The organism is Micromonospora echinofusca (assembly GCF_900091445.1).
Lineage (GTDB): Bacteria > Actinomycetota > Actinomycetes > Mycobacteriales > Micromonosporaceae > Micromonospora > Micromonospora echinofusca.
The window spans coordinates 4,515,112-4,535,003 of sequence record NZ_LT607733.1 but is presented as its reverse complement, the minus strand read 5'-3'; the positions used below and the strand labels follow the sequence as shown (position 1 = coordinate 4,535,003).

Sequence of the window (19,892 nt, the reverse complement as noted above, 5' to 3'; positions counted from 1 at the left end):
GCCGGCGGGTGGTAATTTCGCCCGGCGGAAGCGGCCGACGGCGGCCGGCGCGGGCGGCGTGGGGGTGACGGTGGCGGACTGGCTGGCGGCGCTCGACCGCCGCGCCGCACTGCGCGCGAAGGCGGGGCTGACCCGCCGGCTGCGAGCGCGGGCCGCCGGCGACGCCGTGGTCGACCTGGCCGGCAACGACTACCTCGGCCTGGCCACCCACCCCGAGGTCACCGCTGCGGCGGCGCGGGCGCTGTCGGCGTACGGGCTGGGGGCCACCGGGTCGCGGCTGGTGCGCGGCTCCACCGACGTCCACCACGCGCTCGAGGACGCCCTCGCCGACTGGCTCGGCGCCGACCGGGCGCTCGTCTTCTCCTCCGGCTACCTGGCCAACCTCGCGGCGGTGCGGGCGCTGGTGCGGCCCCGTACGCTGCTCGTCTCCGACGCCCACAACCACGCGTCCCTGATCGACGGGTGCCGCATCTCCGGCGCGGAGACCGTGGTGACCCCGCACGCCGACGTGGCGGCGGTGGCCGCCGCGCTCGCCGCCGCGCCGGGCCGTCCGGCGGTGGTCGTCACCGAGTCGGTCTTCTCCGTCGACGGTGACCTCGCCCCGCTGGCCCGGCTGCACGCCGTCGCCCGGGAGCACGGCGCGCTGCTGCTGGTCGACGACGCGCACGCCCTCGGCGTGACCGGCCCGTCCGGCGCCGGGGGAGTCGCCGCCGCCGGCCTCGCCGGCCAGCCCGACGTGGTCGTCACCGCCACCCTCTCCAAGGCCCTCGGCGGCGCGGGCGGGGTGGTGGCGGGGCCGGCGGAGTTCGTCCGGCACGTGATCGAGACCGGCCGCACCTTCATCTTCGACACCGCGCTGCCCCCGGCCGTCGCCGCCGGCGTGCACGCCGCCGTCGGCCTGGCCCGCGCCGGTGACGACCTGCGCGCCGAGTTGGCCGACCGGGCGGCCCTGGCCGTGCGCCGGCTCGGCGCCGCCGGGCTGGCGGTCTCCGCCCCCGACGGCGCGGTCGTCTCGGTCACCACGCCGGGCCCCGAGGCGGCGACCGCCTGGGCGGCGGACTGCCGCGACCGGGGGGTCGCCGTGGGCTGCTTCCGGCCCCCGTCCACGCCCGACAGCCGGTCCCGGCTGCGCCTGACCATCGGCGCCGGCGTCCCCCGGGCGGACTTCGAGCGCGCCCTGGAGACCATCGTGGCGTGTGCCCCGTGAGCGCGAGGAGTGAGCGGGGTTTGCGAGCCCCGCAGTCGCGAACAAAGGTGGCACGGTGAGCGCGAGGAGTGAGCGGGGTTTGCGAGCCCCGCAGTCGCGAACAAAGGTGGCACGGTGAGCGCGAGGAGTGAGCGGGGTCGGGGTGGTGACATGACCGGGCCGTGGCGCGGGCCGGTGCTGGTGACCGGCACCGACACCGACGTCGGCAAGACGGTGGTCACCGCCGCGATCGCCGCCGCCGCGCAGGCCGCCGGACTGCGGGTCGCGGTGGTCAAGCCCGCCCAGACGGGTACGGCCGGCGGTGAGCCCGGCGACGTCGACGCGGTCAACCGGCTGGCGGCCCCGCTGACCGGTCGGACCCTGGCGAGTTTCCCCGACCCGCTCGCCCCACTGGCGGCGGCCCGGGTCGCCGAGCTGGCGCCGCTGGAGCTGCACACCGCCGTCGACGCGGTCCACGAGGAGGCCGACAAGCACGACCTGGTGCTCGTCGAGGGCGCGGGCGGCCTGCTCGTACCGATGGGGCTGTGGCCGGAGGGGAAGCCCTGGACGGTGGCGGACCTGGCGGTGGAGCTGGGCTGCCCGGCCGTGGTGGTGACCCGGGCCGGCCTGGGCACCCTGAACCACACGGCGCTGACGTTGGAGGCGCTGGAGCGCCGGGCGGTGCCGGCCGGCGTGGTGGTCGGCGCCTGGCCGGCCGCGCCGGAGCTGGTGCACTGGGCCAACCTGACGGACCTGGTGCCGAAGCTGTTGGGCGCCCTGCCCGCCGGCACCGGGGCGATGGACCCGGGGGTCTTCCGCCGGTCCGCGTCCGGCTGGTTGACCCCGACGCTGTACGGGGTGCTCGACGACTGGCGTGCGTGGGCCGAGGAGATCAGCTGAGCACCTGACTTTCGTCGGTGTCGGCGCAGGTCGGGCGTCGGTAGCCTGGCCGCCGTGGAGAGTTGGCGGTCCGCCCGGGCGGGCGGCGGTCGGTGGTCCCGGGCGGTCGTCCGGCTACGCGGCGCCGACCTGCTGCTGTGGGTGGGCACCGCCGCCCCGATCGCGTACGCGGGCGTGACCCCGCCGCACTCGGGGCGCGCCACCGCCCTGACGCTCGGCGTGCTGCTGCTGCTCGCGGCGGCGGTCGCGGTCGGCCGGCGATGGCCGGTGGCCGCCCTGGTCGTCGTCGTGCTCGGCTCGCTGCTGGACGGCAACTTCCTCTTCGCGATCCCGGTGTTCAGCTACCTGACCGGCCGCCGCAGCGCCACCGCCGTACCGGCCGCCGTCGCCTTCGCCGTGCTCGCGGCCGGCGGCACGGCGCTCAACCTGGGGTGGCTCGGCACCGGCGCGGCCACCTGGTTCCTGCTCGCCTCCGTGCTGCTCTTCGCCGGGGTCTTCCCGTGGCTCGTCGGGCGGTACCGGCGTCAGCAGGCCGTGCTGGTCGAGGCCGGCCGCCGGCACGCCGAGGCGCGGGACCGGGAGCGGCGGGGCGCCGCCGAGCGGATCCGGCTGCGGGAGCGGGCCCGCATCGCGCAGGAGATGCACGACTCCCTCGGACACGACCTGAGCCTGATCGCCCTGCGCGCCGCCGCGCTGGAGGTCGCCGGCGACCTCGCGCCCCGGCACCGGGCCGCCGCCGGGGAGTTGCGCGCCAGCGTCGCCGCCGCCACCGAGCGGCTGCACGGGATCATCGGGGTCCTCCGGGAGCCGGACGGCGCGGCGACCATCCGGCCGGCCGACGAGAGCGTCGGCGAGCTGGTCGACGGGGCCCGCGAGGCGGGCATGTCGGTACGGCTGGACGGCGCGGACGCCCTCGCGGCGCTGTCCCCGATGGCCGTGCACGCCGCGCACCGGATGGTCCGCGAGGCACTCACCAACGCCGCCCGGTACGCACCCGGTGCGGCGGTCGACGTCGTGTTGCGCCGCGACGGCGACCGGCTCGAGGTGGCCGTCGTCAACGCGCCCCCACCGGCCGGGCCGCTGCCGGGACCGCCGTCCACCGGTTCCGGCCTGCTTGCCCTCGCCGAGCGGGTCCGGCTCGCCGGCGGCGCCCTGACGACCGGTCACCAGGACGGTGGCGGCTTCGCCGTCCGCGCCCAGCTGCCGGTCGCCGAGCCGAGCGGCGCCGACGCCCGCCCGCCCGTGACTGCTCGGCCGGGGGGCGACGCCCTCCCGTCGCGCACAGGCGATCCCGACCCCGCCGGCAGGTGGGCGGTGGGCGGCTGGCCGGCGGGCGAGGCGGACCAGCCGGGGTTTCCGGTCGCCCCGGGGGCGGGCGCCGATCCGTCGGACGGCGGGTCGCCGGGGGAGCGGCCGGGGCCGTCGCCGTCGAAGTCCGCGACCGCGACCGAGGCCGAGCGGCGGCTGCGCGACGCCCGCCGTCGGGTCCGGCTCAGCCTGCTGACCGCGCTCGGCGCCCCGGCGGGCCTGGCGCTGGTGCTCTCGCTGGTCTACTACCCGGTCGCCACCGCCGGGACGGTCCTCGACGAGGGGGCCTTCGCGCGGCTGCCGCTCGGCGCGCAGCGCGCCGAGCTGACCGGGCTGCCCCGACGGCAGCTCACCCCGCCCGACGGCGCGGCGCGCCCGGGCTGCGAGCACTACACCGATGGCAACTTCCCCCTGGCCCAGCCGACGTGGCGGCTCTGCTTCGTCGAGGGCCGGCTGGTCAGCAAGGAGCGGATCGACGGATGAACGCCGACACGGCCGGCCCGGTGCGGGTCGTCCTCGCCGACGACGAGGCGATGATCCGGGCCGGGGTCCGGGCCATCCTGGCCACCGATCCGGGCATCGAGGTGGTGGCGGAGGCCGGCGACGGCCGGACCGCGGTGGAGCTGGTCCGGGCGCACCGGCCCCGGGTGGCGCTGCTGGACATCCGGATGCCGAGGCTGGACGGGCTCACCGCCGCCGCCGAGATCCGTCGGCTCGTGCCGGAGACGGCGACGCTCATGCTGACCACGTTCGGCGAGGACGACCACGTCGCCCGGGCGCTCGGGCACGGGGCGAGCGGATTCCTGCTCAAGGCGGGCGACCCGCGCGAGCTGATCGCCGGGGTGCACGCGGTCGCCGAGGGCGGCGCGTACCTGTCGCCGAAGGTCGCCCGCCGGGTCATCGAACTGGGCGGTGACCGGGTCGCGCGCCGGCCGGTGGCCCGGGACCGGCTGGCCGGGCTGACCGAGCGGGAGCGGGAGGTCCTCGCGCTGGTCGGGGCCGGGCTGTCCAACGCCGAGATCGCCCGCCGGCTGCACCTGGTCGAGGGGACCGTGAAGAGCTACCTGACCAGCGTCTTCACCCGGCTGGAGGTGCGCAACCGGGTGCAGGCGGCGATCCTCGCGTACGAGGCGGGGCTGGTCGAGCCGACCGGCTGACCCGCCCCGCCCCGGCACCGCACACGTCCTCGGTGGCTCACGCGTCCCGGCGGCGCAGCGTGGCCCGGCCCAGCAGCAGCGCCGCGCCGGCCCAGGCGGCCAGCAGCAGCAACCCGATCGGAGCCGGGTACGGGCCGGTGTTCCCGGCCATGAAGTGCCCGCCGGCGACCCCGGGGAAGGCGTCGGCGATCCGGTTGAGTACGGCGATGTCCGGCTCCTGCAACGACAGCGGGACGATCATCAGCGTGGCGACGAGCACGACGAGGGCGAGCACCGCGCTGCGCAGGGCCGCGCCGAGCCCGAGGGCCAGCACGCCGACCAGCGCCAGGTAGGTCGCCACCGCCAGCACGTCGCCGACGGTGCCGCCCGCCGGCGCGGCGCCCCAGCGGCCGAGCACCGGGCGGGCCACGAGCGCGCCGACCGTGCCCAGCAGCAGCCCGAGGGCGAACGTCACCGCCCCGGTCACCGCCGCCTTGGCCAGCAGGACCCGGCCGCGCGACGGCGTGCACTGCAGGGTCGTACGGATGGTGCCGCTGGTGAACTCGCTGGTGACCACGAGCAGGCCAAGGGCCAGCACGGCGTACTGGGTCAGCTCCACCGAGCCGATCACGACGCTGCCGACGGTGACGATCCCGGCGTCGTCGGCCGGGTCGTCGTTGGTGTTCGCGTTGGCGGCGTAGATGGCGAGCTGACCGGCGGTGGCGGCCATCAGCAGCACCCCGGCCAGCAGCGACCACCAGGTGGAACGTACGGACCACAGCTTGGTCCACTCGGCGGAGATCGTGTTCATCGTGCCTCGCTCCGGGTCGGGGTGCCGGCGTACTCGACGCTGTCGGCGGTCAGTTCCATGAAGGCCTGTTCCAGGGAGGCCCCGTGCGGGCTGAGCCCGTGCAGCGGCACCCCCAGCTCGTACGCCAGATCGCCGATCCGCTCGACGGTGGCGCCGGTGACGGTCAGCTCGTCCGGTCCGGCGGCCTCGACGGTGGCCCCGGTCGCGGTGAGCCGCTCGGCGAGCGCCGCGAGGCCGACCGGCTGCGGGCTGCGTACGCGCACCGCCACCGCGCTGCCGGCGATCACCTCGTCGATCGGGGCGTCGGCGAGCAGGCGACCCCGGCCGATCACCACCAGCCGGTCGGCGGTGAGCTGCATCTCCGTCATCAGGTGGCTGGAGACGAAGACCGTCCGGCCCTCGTCGGCCAGCGACCGCATCAGCTGCCGTACCCAGCGCACGCCGTCCGGGTCGAGGCCGTTGACCGGTTCGTCGAACATCAGCACCGGCGGGTCGCCGAGCAGCGCACCGGCGATGCCGAGTCGCTGGCCCATGCCGAGGGAGAGGGTGCGGCCCGGCTTGGCGGCGGCGCGGGCGTCCAGCCCCACGGTGGCGAGCACCTCGTCCACCCGACGGTCCGGTATCTCGTTGCTGCGGGCCATCGCGAGCAGGTGCGCCCGACCCGACCGGGCGGGGTGCACCGCCCGGGCGTCGAGCAGCGCGCCGACCTCGTGCAGCGGCCGCCGCAGTTCCCCGTACGCCCGCCCGCCCACGAGCGCCTGCCCGGCGGTGGGCCGGTCCAGCCCCAGGATCATCCGCATGGTGGTGGACTTGCCCGCGCCGTTCGGGCCGAGGAAGCCGGTGACCCGCCCGGGTCCGATGTCGACGGTCAGGGCGTCGACGGCGGTCACGTCCCCGAACCGCTTCGTCAACCCACGTAATGTGATCATGTGTTGACGCTAGGTCCGGCACCCCCGCGCCGACCGCCCCCGAACGGCACCACCGACCCCCGACTTTCGTCGCCCCGCCACCCACCACCCCCGCCCGGCTGCCTGCCCCCGTCCGACCACCCACCCCGTCCGGCCTCCGCCGCCCGACCTGCTCACCCGGTCGCCAACCCACCCCGCAGGCCCGGCCCCTCCAGTGGTGATCAGGACGCCATGGACCTGAAAAACGCCGGGGAAGGTCCATGGCGTCCTGATCACCGAGCGCTCGTGTCACTGCCGTGGGGGTGGGTGGGGGTGGGTGGGGGTGGCGGGCTCGGGCGTTCCGGGCGGCGGAGCACTCGGCGGGACGGCGCGGGGTGTGCGGGGTCAGCGGCGGCGGACGACGAAGGCGTCGGGCATGCGGAAGGTCAGGTTGTCCGGGCACCACGGCTCGCGGACGACGGTGACCCCGTCCAGCAGCGCGGCGGTCTCGGCGACCACCACCGCCGCCTCCATCCGGGCCAGCTGGTCGCCGACGCAGCGGTGCGCGCCCGCCCCGAAGGCCAGATGCCGGCGGGAGCCGCGCTGCCCGGGCCGGAACTCGTCCGGCGCCTCGACGGTGGCCGGGTCCCGGCCGGCGCGGGCCAGCCAGAGCACGATGCTGCTGCCCGCCGGCACGGCTGTCGCGCCCAGCGTGGTGTCGAGCGCCGCCACCCGCCGCCACGTCACGATCGGCGGCTCCAGCCGTAGTCCCTCCTCGACGACGTCGGCGACCGCGACGGTGCCGTCGCGCAGCCCGGCCAGTACGGTCGGCTCGCCGGCCAGCCGGTGCAGCAGCAGGGTGAGGAACTGCGAGGTGGTCTCCTGGCCGGCCACCAGCAGGAAGAACAGCGCGCCGACCACCACGTCGGGCGGGTGCCCGGCGGACCGCAGCGAGCCGGCCAGCCCGCCCCCGGTCGCGGCGAACTCCCGCAGTACCCGGTGGAAGCGGCCCACCTCGGCGGCGAGGGCCAGCTGCCGTTCGGCGTCCAGCGGAGCCCAGAACAGCTCCAGCGCGGCGCGGGCGAACTCCTTCACCGCGCCCACCGGCGCGTCCGGCAGCTCGACCAGCCGGGCCAGCACCAGCAGCGGCAGGTCGGCGGCGAGTTCGGCGTACAGGTCCACCGGCGTGCCGGCGTCCAGGGCGGCGCCGATCCTCGCGACGCGCTCCCGCACCAGCCCGGTCAGCCAGGGCCGCTGCGCGGCGACCCGGCTCGGGTGCAGGGCGTCGGCGACGATCGCCCGGATCGCCGGGTGGCTGGCGCCACCGTTGTTCGCCAGGGTCGGCGGCAGCCGGAACCGGTGTCCGGCCAGCACCCGCAGGGCGGCGACCGGGACGGGGGTCACCGCGTCGAGCGCGTTGTCCGGCCGGTACGTCACCGGATCGGTGAGCACCTGGCGGACCAGGGCGTGCCGGGTCACCACCAGGTGCACGACCCCCACGTGGTCGGCCACCCGGGCCACGTCCGGCCAGTGCGCGTCGGCGGTCTGCGCCCAGCTCCGGAACAGCACGCCGACACGCTAGCGGCCCGCCCCCGGCAGCCCCGCCCGCAACTGCCACACCGTGGTGCGCTTCACCCGTACGCTCTCCAGCGTCTCGGGTACCGGCACGTCGTAGACGGCCACCTCGTCGAAGCGGTCGTGCGGCAGGAAGGCGCGGCCGGGGTCCCCGACCAGCACCCGGGCCCCGGCGCGGGCGGCCCGGAGCAGGAAGCGCAGTACCCGGTTGGCCATCGCCTGGCTGTAGAAGACGTCCCCGGCGAGCACCACCTCGGCGCCGCCGGCGTCGCCGTCGAGGATGTCGCCGAGTTCGGCGTCGACGCGTACCCCGTTGGCCTCGGCATTGACCGCGACGGCCGCGACGGCCAGCTCGTCGATCTCCACGGCGCGCACGGCGGCGGCGCCGGCCCGCGCGGCGGCGATGGCGACCAGGCCGGAGCCCGCGGCGAGGTCGAGCACCCGGCGGCCGGTGACCAGGTCCGGGTGATCGGTGACGTACCGGGCCAACGCCTGCCCGCCGGCCCAGGCGAAGGCCCAGAACGGCGGCGGCTGCGAACTGCGGAACTCGCCCTCCGTCAACTCCCACAGCCCGATGGCGTCGTCCGCCTGGTGCAGCCGCACCTCGGGGACGAAGGCGACGGGGGTGAGGCTGGCGTGCAGCCGGACGAAGGCGGTGGAGAGCTCGGACACGCCGGCGATTGTCCCCCCTCACCCGCACCCGCCGACCGCCGCCACCCCGGCCGATCCCTGCGACCCGGCCACAACCCCACCACTGCCGGTCCCGGCGAACCCGGCCGTCGACCCGCCGACGTCGGACGACCGGCGTGTCGCGGGGGAGGGGTGATCGGTTCACCACCGTCGGTGAAAGTGGGCACCGCGGTTGGCGGCCGGTGCGAACACGCCCGTCTACCGACCGCCCGGCGGCGCTGGCAGCGTTGCGGGGTGGCGGCGACGGACGGGAGGTGGCGACGGTGTGGCGGTACGCGCTACGGGCCGCGATGGTGCTCGCCTGCCTGGCCGGGGCGGGCCTGCCCGCGCCCGCGCAGGCGGCCTTCAGCACCGAGCTGAGCGGCCTGCCGGACGAGTTCACCGCCGGGGACCGGGTGCGGACCGTCTCCGCCGTGGTCTCCCGCGACGACGGCGGCTGCGTCAAGGTCCGCTGGTCGATGGTGCTGCGGGTGCGCGGGCTCCGGCTCGACCAGGTCAGGATGGACCGGATCGAGGAGACCGGCTCGTTCCCGCTGGACGTCCGTGCCGAGGGGGACGTGGCCCGGCTGACCGACCGCCGGCTCGACCCGGGCACGCTCTGCCCGGGGCGGACGGTCACCGCCCGCTACCGGGTGGCCTTCGCGGGGGACGTCACCCGGGGGCGGATCACCCTGGCGGCCGAGGCGTACGACGCGAACCTGCGGCTGCTGTCGCGGCAGACGGCCACGCGGTCGGTCGTCGGGCCGGACGCCCGGAGGGCCCCGACGGGGCAACCGGCGCCCGGTGACACCCCGCCCGGGCCGACCCTACCGGCGGCCGAGGAGACCGGGGCGACGGAGACCGGGGCGGAACCCGCCACCGACGAGCCGGTGACCGACGACCCCGCGTCCGAGGGGCCGCCCCCGGCCGGCGCGGGGCGGCCGGTGGCGGAATCCGGCGGTTTCGGGGTGGTGCAGGCCGCGTTCCTGCTGGGTGGGCTGCTGCTCTCGCTCGGCCTCGGCCTGCTGCTGCGGCTGCGCCACCTGACTCGGGCCGCCGGCGCGGGCGACGCCGCCGCCGGGCCGGACCGACGCCGGGAACGACCCGTCGCGTCCGGACGGTGGCGGGCGGCGCGCCGCTGACCGGCGGTGGTCGTCAGGGCCGACCGGCCCCGACGGGCGGTCACTTCGAGAACGCCTGGAACTCCGCGATGCACCTGCGTACGCGCCGGGCTGGCCGTCGCGCAGTCGGTGGTGGTCGCCGGGGCGTCGTCCTGCTCCCCGGCGTAGGCGGGGCCGCCGGTGCACTGGCTGGCGAGCACCTCCAACCGTAGGTGCGTGGCCAGCGTGGTCGGCACCGCGAACTCGCGCAGGTTGTTCCGGCTCATCCGCAGGTCGACGTACCCCTGCTTGCCGGCCTTGGCGACGACGGTCAGCCGCTGGTGGCCGAAGCCGGGCGCGGTTGCGCATGTGCATCTGGATATCAGCCTGCCTGGTGGGGAACAAGGGGCGCGCCTACTCAAGGCGGCCCGCGCGGGCGCCACGCCGCGGGACCGCCCCCGCGTCGGTCTTGACAAAAACAGTCCCTTGTGCACGGACGTGACGGCTGTCACAGTCGAGGGAGGACCGCGACAGATTCGGAGGCCGGCCCATGGCCCTCGACCCCGCAGCGACAGCCTCCGCCGCCGGCTGGCGGGACGCCCGCCGGCCGTTCTGGCCGCTGGCGTTGCTCGTCCCCTCGCTGCCGTTCATCGGCTGGGCGACCTGGCGGGCCACCGGCGACGCGTGGGCCTGGTGGCTCACCCCGGCGGCCGTGTTCGTCCTGATCCCGGTGGTCGACCTGCTGGTGGGCGAGGACCGTCGCAACCCGCCCGACGAGGCGGTGCCCCGGTTGGCCGCCGACGGCTACTACCGCTGGCTGACCTACCTCTACCTGCCCGCCCAGTACGCGGCCCTCGCGCTGTGCTGCGCGGTCTGGGCCCGGGGCGGCCTGACGGTGGCCGGTGCGGCCGGCCTGGTCGCCACGATCGGGGTGGTCGACGGCATCGCCATCAACACCGCCCACGAGCTGGGCCACAAGCGGGAGGCGGTGGAGCGCTGGCTGTCCAAGGTGGCCCTCGCGCCGGCCGCGTACGGGCACTTCCACGTCGAGCACAACCGGGGCCACCACACCCGCGTCGCCACGCCTGAGGACCCGGCCAGCGCCCGGCTGGGGGAGAGCTTCTGGGCGTTCTGGCCGCGTACCGTCTCAGGCAGCCTGCGCTCGGCGTGGCGGCTGGAGGCGGCCCGGTTCCGCCTGCGGGGCCGCACCCCGTGGACGTGGCGCAACGACGTGCTCAACGCGTCCGCCATGACCCTCGCGCTCTACGCGGCGCTGGCCGTCGCCTTCGGCCCGGGTGTGCTGCCGTTCCTGGTGCTCCAGGCGGTGGTCGGGTTCTCCCTGCTCGAGGTGGTCAACTACCTGGAGCACTACGGGTTGGCCCGGCAGCGCACCCCCGCCGGACGCTACGAGAAGGTCGACCCCCGGCACAGCTGGAACAGCGACCGCAGCGTGACCAACATCTTCCTCTTCCAGCTCCAGCGGCACAGCGACCACCACGCCAATCCGCTGCGCCGCTACCAGACCCTGCGCACCTTCGAGTCGTCCCCGCAGCTGCCCGCCGGCTACGCCACGATGGTGGTGGCCGCGTTGGTGCCGCCGGTGTGGCGCCGGCTGATGGACCACCGCGTGCTCGCCCACTACGGCGGCGACCTGAGCCGCGCCAACGTCCACCCGCCGGCGCTGCGCCGGCTGCGCGAGCGCCGCCGGGGCCCGGGGGCCGACTGACGCGGACCCGCGTCGCGGCGGCTGGCCGTCCGAGGGTTTTTCAGGGCGTCCAGTCGGGGTCGCGGCCGAAGGCGGCGACGAGGCGGTCCTGCTGGTCCGCCCGCGCCGGCACGTCGACCTCCGGGCGGACGAGCCGGCCCCGCTGGTAGTCGCCGATCCGCTGGTCGAACCACCGCGCGCAGGCGGCGACCGCGTCGGCGTCCAGCCGGGGATCGGTGCCGATCGCCACGGCGAGGTCCCAGCCGTGGATCAGGTGTTCCGCGATCAACTGGTGCAGGTACTCGTCGGCGGGGGTCTCGCCGGAGGAGAGCGCCACCGTGCGCTCCAGCGCCCCCGGGTGGGTGAAGGCCAGCTCGGCCTGCCCCGCCGCCTCCCGGGCCGTGCCGGCCGGGTCGGGGCCGAGCACGTCGCCGTCGTAGCGGTCGCCCACCTCTTCGATCGTCCGCCCCGCGAGCAGCGCCACGCTCCAGCGGTCCTCGCCCACCACGTGGTTGACCAGCGTCCGGACGTCCCAGTCGGGGCACGGGGTCGGGTCCGACCACTGGTCGGGGCCGACCCGGTCCACCCGGTCGGTGAATTCGGCCAGGCTGCGGCGGTACGTCTCCAGCGGGTCCATGCCGACGATTGTTCCGGCTGCCCCCGGCAGCCGAGCCGTTTTGCCGGCTTCGCGGCCCTCCGGCCGCCGCCCGTGCCCGGTCAGTCCAGCTGTGCCGGGTCCAGCCCCAGCTCGCGGGCGGTGAGCAGGCGTACCCACTCGGCGAACTGCCGACGGGAGATCACCCGCTCGTGCACCGCGAGCTGCACCGCCAGCCCGTCGACCACCGCGCTGATCCGCCACGCCGCCCCGGCCGGGTCGGCGCACTCGAAGGTGCCATCGCGGACCCCGTCCGCGATGACCGTGGCCAGGTCCTCCCGCCAGCGCAGGTCGAGCCGGCGGGAGACCTTCTCCAACTCGGGGGTACGCAGCGACTCCGCCCAGCCGTCGATCCACATGGCCCAGGACGTCGCCCGGCCCGCTGGCGTGTAGAGCCGCACGATCCGGCGGAGCTTGGTCAGGGGCGGGGCGCTGGAGCGCATCACCGCGTCGAGCCGGGCCAGGTCCTGCTCCACGGCGTACGCGAACGCCTGCGCGAGCAGCCGGTCCTTGGTGGCGAAGTGGTAGAAGACCAGCGCCTGACTCACCCCGGCGGCCTGCGCCACGTCGGCCGTGCGGGTGTTGGCCAGACCGCGCTCCACGATCACGTCACAGGCCGTGCGCAGCAGGGCATCCAGGCGGATCTCGGCCGCACGTCTCGTCACGCCGTTACCGTAGCCCATCCTGCCGAACACGAGCAGTTACGGATCACGGCCCAGTTGCCCCGATGCAGTCGGAAGCCGGACAGTTCCGACCTCGCCTCGCCGGCCGCGAGACGGATCCGAGGATTCCGACCCATCCTCCTAGGAAGGCTAGGGCGGGAGGCGGGCGTCACCCCGAGCCGCACACCCGCGTCGGAGCCGATCACGTCGTGGTCGAGCAGGCCCGACCCCCGTCGGACGCGCCGGGAGGGCCCCGATTTGGCAACCGCTCGCCGGCTCGGCTAGAGTTCTCACCCGTCACCGGTTAACGCCGGAGACAAGCGGACGTAGCGCAGCTGGTAGCGCATCACCTTGCCAAGGTGAGGGTCGCGGGTTCGAATCCCGTCGTCCGCTCGGAGCTGCCGCCACGCATGACGGGGGCAACCTCGGTGGGGTGGCCGAGAGGCGAGGCAACGGCCTGCAAAGCCGTGTACGCGGGTTCAAATCCCGTCCCCACCTCGGTAACAAGCGAGGGCGATTGGCGCAGTGGGAGCGCGCTTCCTTGACACGGAAGAGGTCACTGGTTCAAACCCAGTATCGCCCACCAGCACGAAGGCCCGTCACCATCCGGTGACGGGCCTTCGTCGTCTGCTAACCCGATGGCCGAGGGGCTCGCTCGGAACGGCCGCCGGGCCCACGGCCCGCCGCCTCAGAGCGGCGGGGCGACGTCCCGACGCTCCTCGACGCGCCGGTACTCGACCGGCTCGGCCGTGCTGACCACCCGGCGGCGGCGCCCCCAGATGAGCGTGGTCATGATGAGGCCGAGCACGCCGGCGGCCATCAGGATCCACCCGACGACGTCGAGGTTGAGACCGCCGAGGTTCGCGTCGAGTGCGAAGGTGAGGATCGCGCCGAGCGCGATCAGGAAGATGCTGGTGCCGATACCCACGACAGCCTCCTTCGTCAGGGATGTGGTGTGCTGTCGATGGACCTCAGTACCCCACGCGTGAGCAGCGCAATCCTCGCCCGGTCGGGCTCCCGGCGGGGCGGCGTGTGAGGCGATCTTGCCGTCGGGTAGAGTTTCCCTCGTCGCCGACGAACACCGGCGACACGCGGACGTAGCGCAGCTGGTAGCGCATCACCTTGCCAAGGTGAGGGTCGCGGGTTCGAATCCCGTCGTCCGCTCGCGATCCGCCCCACGTGCTCCGGTCCGCCGGAGCGGGCGGTCACCCCGGGCGATTGGCGCAGTGGGAGCGCGCTTCCTTGACACGGAAGAGGTCACTGGTTCAAACCCAGTATCGCCCACCATCCGTCTGTCAACCCGTCCCGCCCTCGCAGCGAGCGGGAAACACCGCCGCGAGACCTGACGGTCCCACCACGCGTACGCCCTGACCGCGTCGGGTTCTGCCGAGGGCAGATCCGCCGACGGTGAACACGGGACCGCGTCGCCCCCGGCAGCCGGCACAGTGGAGCGCATGAGGCTGCTGGTGCTGGGTGGAACGGGATTCGTGGGCGGCGCGACGGTCGCCGAGGCGGTGCGCCGGGGCTGGTCGGTGACGGCGTTCAATCGCGGGCTGCACGGCGCGACGCCTGAGGGCGTACGCCGGTTGCGGGGTGACCGGATGGCGCCCGACGGCCTGGCGGCGCTCGCGGACGGCGAGTGGGACCTGGTGGTCGACACCTGGGACGGTGCGCCCCGCGCGGCGCGGGACGCCGCCCGCGCGCTGGCCGACCGGGTCGACCGGTACGTCTACGTCTCCAGCGGCTCGGTCTACGCCGAGCCCGTCGCCCCCGGCGTGGGCGAGGACGCCCCGCTGGTGGACGCTGAGCCGGACGCCGACGACGGCGACTACCCGGCCAACAAGGCCGGCGCCGAGCGGGCCGTACGGGAGACGTTCGGTGAGCGTGCGCTGATCGCCCGGGCGGGGCTGATCCTCGGGCCGGGGGAGGACATCGGCCGGCTGCCCTGGTGGCTGACGCGCGTCGCGCGGGGCGGGGACGTGCTGGCGCCCGGCCCGGTCGACCTGCCGGTGCAGTACGTCGACGTGCGTGACCTCGCGGGCTGGCTGCTGGACCGGGGCGCGGGCGGAACGTTCAACGTGGTCAGCCGCCCCGGGCACACGACGATGGGGGAGTTGCTCGACGCCTGCGTCACGGTCACCGGCGCCGACGCCCGGCTGCGCTGGACCGATCCGGAACCCATCCTGGCCGCCGGCGTGGTGCCGTGGAACGACCTGCCGATCTGGATCCCGGTCGGGCACGAGTACCGCTGGTTGCAGGAGCGCGGCGTCGAGCGGGCGTACGCGGCCGGGTTGACCTGCCGACCGGTGACCGGGACGGTCGCCGACACGTGGGCGTGGCTGCGGGAGGTCGGCACCGTCCCGCCCCGGGCAGGCAGACCGCAGCGCGCCCCCGTCGGGCTGGACCCCGACCGGGAGGCGGCGCTACTCTCCGCCACGCACGCGACACGCACCTGAGCGGGCCGACGCGCTGCGCGCGCTGACCGGTTGACGCGGTGCCGCCGGCCCGCTGCCGGTCAGGACCGGACGACCGCCAGATCGAGCACCTCGTCCACCTCGCGGCGCGGGGTCGGCCAGCCCGGCTGGCCGTAGCCGACGCGCATCACCATCTGCGGCGTACCGAACCGCCCCAGCGACAGCCGCAGCTGCTCGCGCGCCGACGGCACCTCGATCGGCTGGGACAGCATCGACACCGACAGCCCCGAGTCCGTCGCGGTGAGCAGCACCCGCTGCAACGCCTGCCCGGCGACGACCTGGTCGACGGCCGTGTTGCCCGGCGAGCCGAGCACCGCGACCAGCGGCTCCGGCTCGAAGTCCCGCCCCGGTGCCCGGTTGAGCCCGCCGAAGCCCCGGGAGGGCAGCAGGTCCTGCGGCTCGCCCTGCGGGCCGCCGGAAGCGGCCGGGATGCCGTCCGTGGCGGGCGTGGCGCGTACCCACTCCTGGCGTTCGGCCCGGTATTCGGGGCTGCGCTCCAGCACCCGGTGGGCGCTGCGGGCGATCTCGGCGAACGCGTTCACGGCGCTCACGCCGACCAGCAGCTCCAGCCAGCACTGCTCGGCGCGGGCCGCCTCGGCCAGGCGCCAACGGGCGTCGGCGGGCACCGGGTCGGGCCAGAACGGCGCACGGTTGCTGAACCGGCGGGGGATGGCCGCGTGCAGGGCCTGCTCGGCGGGGGTGGGGCGGCGCGGCACGTCCGGGACCAGCCGGGCCACCACGTCCGGCTCGGCCGGGTAGGGGCGCAGCCGCACCTTCGCGGGGGTGCCGGCCGCGGCCAGGGAGAGCCGCAGGTTGAACAGGGCCGCCCCGCAGGCGATGCGGACGCCCCAGCCGTTCGGGTCGGTGGCCGGCAGGCGTCGGGCCGGGTCGACGAGCACCTCGATGCCGCCGTCGCGCAGTCGGAACCGCCACGGCTGGGTGTTGTGCAGCGACGGCGCGCGGACGGCGTCGGTGGCGGCGGCCCGTAGCTGCTCGACAGTGAAGCCGGTGTCCATGGTCGTGCTCCTTCCGTGACAGGTCCTGCGCCGGCGGTGGTGGTACGTATCCACGGTGCGTCACGACGGCGGGTCGCGGGCAGGGCCGGACGTCCCGTCCCGCCGGGCGGCGCAGGTGTTGCCGGTTCGGGACCTTCGGCCCGTGCGGAATGCGGTGGGCGGGGGTAGAAACGAGGGATGATCCGCGTGTTCCTGCTCGACGACCACGAGGTCGTCCGTCGTGGCCTTGCCGACCTGCTGGAGAGCAGCGGGGACATCGAGGTGGTCGGCGAGTCCGGCCTCGCCCAGGAGGCGGCCCGGCGCATCCCCGCCCTGCGGCCGGACGTGGCGATCCTCGACGCGCGGCTGCCCGACGGCAACGGCATCGACGTGTGCCGGGACATCCGGGCCGTGGACTCCTCGATCAAGGGTCTGATCCTGACCTCATACGAGGACGACGAGGCGCTCTTCGCCGCGATCATGGCCGGCGCGTCGGGCTACGTGCTGAAGCAGATCCGCGGCACCGACCTGGTCGACGCGGTGCGCCGGGTCGCGGCCGGGCAGTCGCTGCTCGACCCGGCGATCACCACGCGGGTGCTTGAGCGCATCCGCAGCGGCGTGGAGCAGCCGCGCGAGCTGAAGTCGCTCACCGAGCAGGAGCGGCGGATCCTGGAGTACGTGGCCGAGGGCCTGACCAACCGGGAGATCGCCGGCAAGATGTTCCTCGCCGAGAAGACGGTGAAGAACTACGTCTCCAGCGTGCTGGCCAAGCTGGGCCTGGAGCGCCGCACCCAGGCGGCGGTCCTCGCGACCCGCCTGCTGGGCAAGACCCCCTGACCGACCCGCCTGCGGGGCAAGACCCCTGACGCCGGCGGGTCAGTCCCGCAGCGGCACCGACCAGCACACCGCGGTGCCGCGGGGCTCGGCCCGGCGTACGTGGAACTCGCCGCCGTGGCGCTCGGCGCGCTCGCGCAGGTTGACCAGGCCGCCCCGCGCGTCGGCCGGATCGCAGCCCACCCCGTCGTCGGTGACGGTCACGGTCACCCGGCCGGCGTCGACCCGTACCGCCACCGCCACGTGGTCGGCCCGCGCGTGCCGTACGGCGTTGGAGAGCGCCTCCCGCAGCACGGCGGTGAGGTCGGGGCGGACCGCGTCGGGCACGGCGCTGTCGATCGGCCCGCTCAGCTCCAGGCGGGGGCGGTGTCCGAGCGACTCGGCGGCCACCTCGATCGCCTCGCGGATCTCGGTGCGCAGCGCCGCGCTCATCGGGGTACGCAGCTCGAAGATGGTGCGGCGGATGTCCTTGATCGTGGCGTCCAGGTCGTCGACCGCCGCGTTGATCCGCCGGGCGACCTCCGGTTTCGTCGTCATCGGGGCGGCGCTCTGCAACTGCAGGCCGGTGGCGAAGAGCCGCTGGATGACTACGTCGTGCAGGTCCCGGGCGATGCGCTCGCGGTCCTCCAGGACCACCAGCAGCTCCCGTTCCTCCTGCCCGCGGGCGCGTTCCATGGCCAGTGCGGCCTGCCCGGCGAAGCTGCCCAGCAGGGCCATGTCGTCGTCGTTGGCGACGGGCGCCCGGTCGGCCCGGTGCGCGATCACCAGCACCCCGTGCAGGGTGTCGGCGGTGGCCAGCGGTGCGACCATCGCCGGGCCGGTACGCAGCAGCGCCGGCCAGGGCGCGGCGTGGGCCAGGTCGTCCACCCGGTCGTGCCGGCCCTCGACGACGGCGGCGGCGAAGCTCGTCTCGGCCGCCGGTAGCACCGTGCCGACCAGGGCACCGGCCTGCTCGTCGGCGCCGTCCACCACCTCGACGGTGAACTCCTCGGCGTCGGGGTCGTAGAGCAGCACCAGCGCGACCTCGGCCTCGGCGACCTCGCGGGCGCGTCGCGCCACGAGGGTGAGGGCGTCGGTGCGGCGCACCTCGCCCAGCAGCACGGCGGTGATCTCGGCGGTCGCCGCCAGCCAGCGTTCCCGGCGGTGGGCCAGCGCGTAGAGGCGGGCGTTCTCGATCGCCACGCCGGCTGCCGCGGCGAGCGCGACGACGATCTCCTCGTCGTCCTCGGTGAACTGCGCGCCGCCCTGCTTCTCGGCCAGGTAGAGGTTGCCGAACACCTGGTCGCGGATGCGTACGGGCACGCCGAGGAAGCTGTGCATCGGCGGGTGGTGCGGCGGGAACCCGTAGGACTTCGGGTGTTGGGTGATGTCGGGCATCCGCAGCGGACGCGGATCGTCGATGAGCAGGCCCAGTACGCCCCGCCCGTGGGGCAGGTCACCGATCCTGGCGTGCAGCTCCGGGTCGATGCCGTGGGTGATGAAGTCGTGCAGCAGGCGGTCGTGGCCGATCACGCCGAGCGCGCCGTAGCGGGCGCCGACCAGGTCGCAGGCCGACTGCACGATCCGTTGCAGGGTGCTGCGCAGGTCGAGGTCGGTGCCGATGCCCACCACCGCGTCGAGCAGGGCGCGCAGCCGCTCCCGGCTGGTCACCACCTCGCCGACCCGGTCCAGCATCTCCTGGAGCAGCTCGTCGAGCCGCACCCGGGACAGCGGGCTGAGCCCCAGCGAGGGGGTCACGTGCGGTTCGGGGCGCGGATTCGGGGTGCTGGCCACCGGACGATGGTATCGCCCGGTGGCCGTGGCCCAGGCTCCGCTAGGCGTCCGAGGAGCGCACCGCGGACGTGTCGACCACCTGCGCGACGTCCAGGCGCGGGGTGTGCGGCGGGCCGGCGTGCGCCGGGTCCGCGAGCCCCAGCCGGATCACGAGGTACGGGTAGCCGAGGCCGGCCAGCAGCCCGCGCAGCGTCTGCCGGGTGCCCGCGACCTCCACCACCCCGCTCAGCGGCACCACGGAGACCCCGAGGCGGGTCGCGGTCAGCCAGGCGGCCGAGAGCGCCTCGCCGGCGCGCAGCCAGCTGTCCGGCTCGTCCTCGTCGCCGTAGAGCACCCCGTACACGGCCGTCCGGTCGTGCCCGGGGCCGACGGGCAGGGTGCCGGGGCGGCCGAAGTCACGGGCCGGCACGGTGGTCCGGGGCGCCTCGGTGGGCAGCACCTCCGGCGGCAGTCCGGTGCCGGTGCCGGCCCGGCTGGTCCAGTACTCCAGCTCCTCGCGCAGCTGCGAGTCCTCCGCCTCGACCGAGGCGGCGCGGCTGGCGACGGCGGCCAGCTCCAGGACGTTGTCGCGGTCGAGGAACTGCAGCTGGCAGCCCTCGGCGGCGACCGCCGACGCGATCTCGCCGAGCGCGGCGGTCGGCACGGGTTCGTCGCTGACCGGGCGCCGGTCGGTGTGCCGCACCTGCATGCACTGCACGAGGCGCATGGCCTCGGGGTCGGCCTGCGCGTGGGCCAGCCCGGTCAGCCGGGCCAGCAGGTCCCCGTCGGCCGGGTCGGGCATCCGCTCCACGACGGCGGTCCAGCCCTCCGCGGTCAGCGCGACCCGCGCGTGGTGCAGCGCCGCCCCGCAGCTGTACGCCACCAGCCGGCCCTCCGGGTCGGTGGCCGCCAGCCGGGGATCGCGGACCACCCGCAGCTCCAGCGCGTCCGGCAGGACCCGCCACCGCCACGGTTGGGCGTTGTGCACCGACGGGGCGTGCCCGGCCGTCGCGGCGGCCTCCGCGAGTGCGGTGGTCAGCGGACGATCCGTCGCCGGCGTCTCGTGGCTCATGGTCACGACCTTTCCGTTTCTCCCCATCGTGCCCCAGCCCGACGGTGCCCCGGGCGGGGTTGCCGCTCCATCCTGCGCCATCGGCCGTGCCGACGCACGGTACGCAGGTCCCGGCGCGGCAGGGCATGTCGCCCCCTCCGGTTCGCCGGGATGCCCTCCGTGGCGCGGTGG

Annotated in this window: 18 protein-coding genes and 5 tRNA genes; 13 read left to right on the top strand and 10 right to left on the bottom strand. The window is 75.5% G+C overall.

Annotation, left to right across the window (positions count from 1 at the left end; genetic code table 11):
* Nucleotides 1-70 precede the first annotated feature (70 nt).
* The 4 genes from GA0070610_RS19215 to GA0070610_RS19200 all read left to right on the top strand — a co-directional run bounded on the left by GA0070610_RS19215 (nt 71) and on the right by GA0070610_RS19200 (nt 4,551).
* On the top strand, nt 71-1,207 hold the full coding sequence (locus tag GA0070610_RS19215; RefSeq protein WP_089003612.1) for an 8-amino-7-oxononanoate synthase: 1,137 nt from the start codon (nt 71-73) through the stop codon (nt 1,205-1,207).
* Between the two features lie 150 nt (nt 1,208-1,357).
* Complete coding sequence (gene bioD, locus GA0070610_RS19210; RefSeq protein ID WP_089001315.1) at nt 1,358-2,086, top strand: dethiobiotin synthase; 729 nt, start codon at nt 1,358-1,360, stop codon at nt 2,084-2,086.
* Nucleotides 2,087-2,140: 54 nt separating this feature from the next.
* Nucleotides 2,141-3,877, top strand: coding sequence for a sensor histidine kinase (locus GA0070610_RS19205; RefSeq protein WP_089001314.1), 1,737 nt, complete (start codon nt 2,141-2,143; stop codon nt 3,875-3,877).
* On the top strand, nt 3,874-4,551 hold the full coding sequence (locus GA0070610_RS19200) for a response regulator (protein WP_089001313.1): 678 nt from the start codon (nt 3,874-3,876) through the stop codon (nt 4,549-4,551). Before GA0070610_RS19205 ends, GA0070610_RS19200 begins: the two co-directional genes overlap by 4 nt.
* 37 nt (nt 4,552-4,588) lie before the next feature.
* On the opposite strand, the gene GA0070610_RS19195 is transcribed toward GA0070610_RS19200, so the two are convergent.
* From GA0070610_RS19195 to GA0070610_RS19180, 4 genes are all read right to left on the bottom strand, one after another.
* Nucleotides 4,589-5,341, bottom strand: coding sequence for an ABC transporter permease subunit (locus GA0070610_RS19195; protein WP_089001312.1), 753 nt, complete (start codon nt 5,339-5,341; stop codon nt 4,589-4,591).
* A complete protein-coding gene (locus GA0070610_RS19190) occupies nt 5,338-6,270 on the bottom strand; it encodes an ATP-binding cassette domain-containing protein (protein ID WP_089001311.1) in 933 nt (310 codons plus the stop codon). The genes GA0070610_RS19195 and GA0070610_RS19190 overlap by 4 nt, the downstream gene beginning before the upstream one ends.
* A 363-nt stretch (nt 6,271-6,633) precedes the next feature.
* Nucleotides 6,634-7,797, bottom strand: coding sequence for a cytochrome P450 (locus tag GA0070610_RS19185; RefSeq protein ID WP_089001310.1), 1,164 nt, complete (start codon nt 7,795-7,797; stop codon nt 6,634-6,636).
* Between the two features lie 9 nt (nt 7,798-7,806).
* Nucleotides 7,807-8,475, bottom strand: coding sequence for a class I SAM-dependent methyltransferase (locus tag GA0070610_RS19180; protein WP_089001309.1), 669 nt, complete (start codon nt 8,473-8,475; stop codon nt 7,807-7,809).
* 272 nt (nt 8,476-8,747) lie between these two features.
* Here GA0070610_RS19180 and GA0070610_RS19175 point away from each other — a divergent pair, with 272 nt between their 5' ends.
* Together GA0070610_RS19175 and GA0070610_RS19165 are read left to right on the top strand one after the other, a co-directional pair.
* The gene (locus tag GA0070610_RS19175; RefSeq protein WP_231925741.1) at nt 8,748-9,614 is read left to right on the top strand and encodes a hypothetical protein; all 867 of its coding nucleotides are present in this window, start codon (nt 8,748-8,750) and stop codon (nt 9,612-9,614) included.
* Between the two features lie 508 nt (nt 9,615-10,122).
* Nucleotides 10,123-11,298 carry an alkane 1-monooxygenase gene (locus GA0070610_RS19165; protein WP_089001308.1) on the top strand — a complete coding sequence of 392 codons (1,176 nt, stop codon included), beginning with the start codon at nt 10,123-10,125 and terminating at the stop codon, nt 11,296-11,298.
* Nucleotides 11,299-11,338: 40 nt separating this feature from the next.
* Here the strand turns inward: GA0070610_RS19165 and GA0070610_RS19160 are convergent, their stop codons facing one another.
* Together GA0070610_RS19160 and GA0070610_RS19155 are read right to left on the bottom strand one after the other, a co-directional pair.
* Nucleotides 11,339-11,914 carry a TIGR03086 family metal-binding protein gene (locus tag GA0070610_RS19160; RefSeq protein ID WP_089001307.1) on the bottom strand — a complete coding sequence of 192 codons (576 nt, stop codon included), beginning with the start codon at nt 11,912-11,914 and terminating at the stop codon, nt 11,339-11,341.
* 80 nt (nt 11,915-11,994) lie between these two features.
* Entirely contained in the window at nt 11,995-12,597 is a 603-nt protein-coding gene (locus GA0070610_RS19155) for a TetR/AcrR family transcriptional regulator (protein WP_089003611.1), read from the bottom strand.
* Between the two features lie 317 nt (nt 12,598-12,914).
* On the opposite strand from GA0070610_RS19155, the gene GA0070610_RS19150 reads away from it, so the two are divergent.
* The 3 genes from GA0070610_RS19150 to GA0070610_RS19140 all read left to right on the top strand — a co-directional run bounded on the left by GA0070610_RS19150 (nt 12,915) and on the right by GA0070610_RS19140 (nt 13,180).
* A tRNA-Gly gene (locus GA0070610_RS19150) sits at nt 12,915-12,987 on the top strand.
* A gap of 34 nt (nt 12,988-13,021) precedes the next feature.
* Nucleotides 13,022-13,092, top strand: a tRNA-Cys gene (locus GA0070610_RS19145).
* A 13-nt stretch (nt 13,093-13,105) separates the two neighbouring features.
* Nucleotides 13,106-13,180, top strand: a tRNA-Val gene (locus tag GA0070610_RS19140).
* A gap of 102 nt (nt 13,181-13,282) precedes the next feature.
* Here GA0070610_RS19140 and GA0070610_RS19135 read toward each other — a convergent pair.
* The gene (locus GA0070610_RS19135; RefSeq protein ID WP_089001306.1) at nt 13,283-13,522 is read right to left on the bottom strand and encodes a DUF6458 family protein; all 240 of its coding nucleotides are present in this window, start codon (nt 13,520-13,522) and stop codon (nt 13,283-13,285) included.
* Between the two features lie 163 nt (nt 13,523-13,685).
* Between GA0070610_RS19135 and GA0070610_RS19130 the strand changes: the two genes are divergently transcribed.
* The 3 genes from GA0070610_RS19130 (at nt 13,686) to GA0070610_RS19120 (ending at nt 15,050) form a co-directional block, all read left to right on the top strand.
* Nucleotides 13,686-13,758, top strand: a tRNA-Gly gene (locus GA0070610_RS19130).
* 48 nt (nt 13,759-13,806) lie between these two features.
* A tRNA-Val gene (locus GA0070610_RS19125) sits at nt 13,807-13,881 on the top strand.
* Nucleotides 13,882-14,048: 167 nt separating this feature from the next.
* Nucleotides 14,049-15,050, top strand: coding sequence for an NAD-dependent epimerase/dehydratase family protein (locus GA0070610_RS19120; protein ID WP_089001305.1), 1,002 nt, complete (start codon nt 14,049-14,051; stop codon nt 15,048-15,050).
* Nucleotides 15,051-15,109: 59 nt separating this feature from the next.
* On the opposite strand, the gene GA0070610_RS19115 is transcribed toward GA0070610_RS19120, so the two are convergent.
* A complete protein-coding gene (locus GA0070610_RS19115) occupies nt 15,110-16,084 on the bottom strand; it encodes an Acg family FMN-binding oxidoreductase (RefSeq protein ID WP_089001304.1) in 975 nt (324 codons plus the stop codon).
* A gap of 177 nt (nt 16,085-16,261) precedes the next feature.
* Here GA0070610_RS19115 and GA0070610_RS19110 point away from each other — a divergent pair, with 177 nt between their 5' ends.
* Nucleotides 16,262-16,900: a response regulator gene (locus GA0070610_RS19110; RefSeq protein ID WP_089001303.1), complete on the top strand. Its 639-nt coding sequence runs from the start codon at nt 16,262-16,264 to the stop codon at nt 16,898-16,900.
* A 39-nt stretch (nt 16,901-16,939) separates the two neighbouring features.
* On the opposite strand, the gene GA0070610_RS19105 is transcribed toward GA0070610_RS19110, so the two are convergent.
* Together GA0070610_RS19105 and GA0070610_RS19100 are read right to left on the bottom strand one after the other, a co-directional pair.
* A complete protein-coding gene (locus GA0070610_RS19105; protein WP_231926215.1) occupies nt 16,940-18,571 on the bottom strand; it encodes a sensor histidine kinase in 1,632 nt (543 codons plus the stop codon).
* A gap of 139 nt (nt 18,572-18,710) precedes the next feature.
* Nucleotides 18,711-19,721 carry an Acg family FMN-binding oxidoreductase gene (locus GA0070610_RS19100; RefSeq protein WP_089003610.1) on the bottom strand — a complete coding sequence of 337 codons (1,011 nt, stop codon included), beginning with the start codon at nt 19,719-19,721 and terminating at the stop codon, nt 18,711-18,713.
* Between the last annotated feature and the right edge of the window lie 171 nt (nt 19,722-19,892).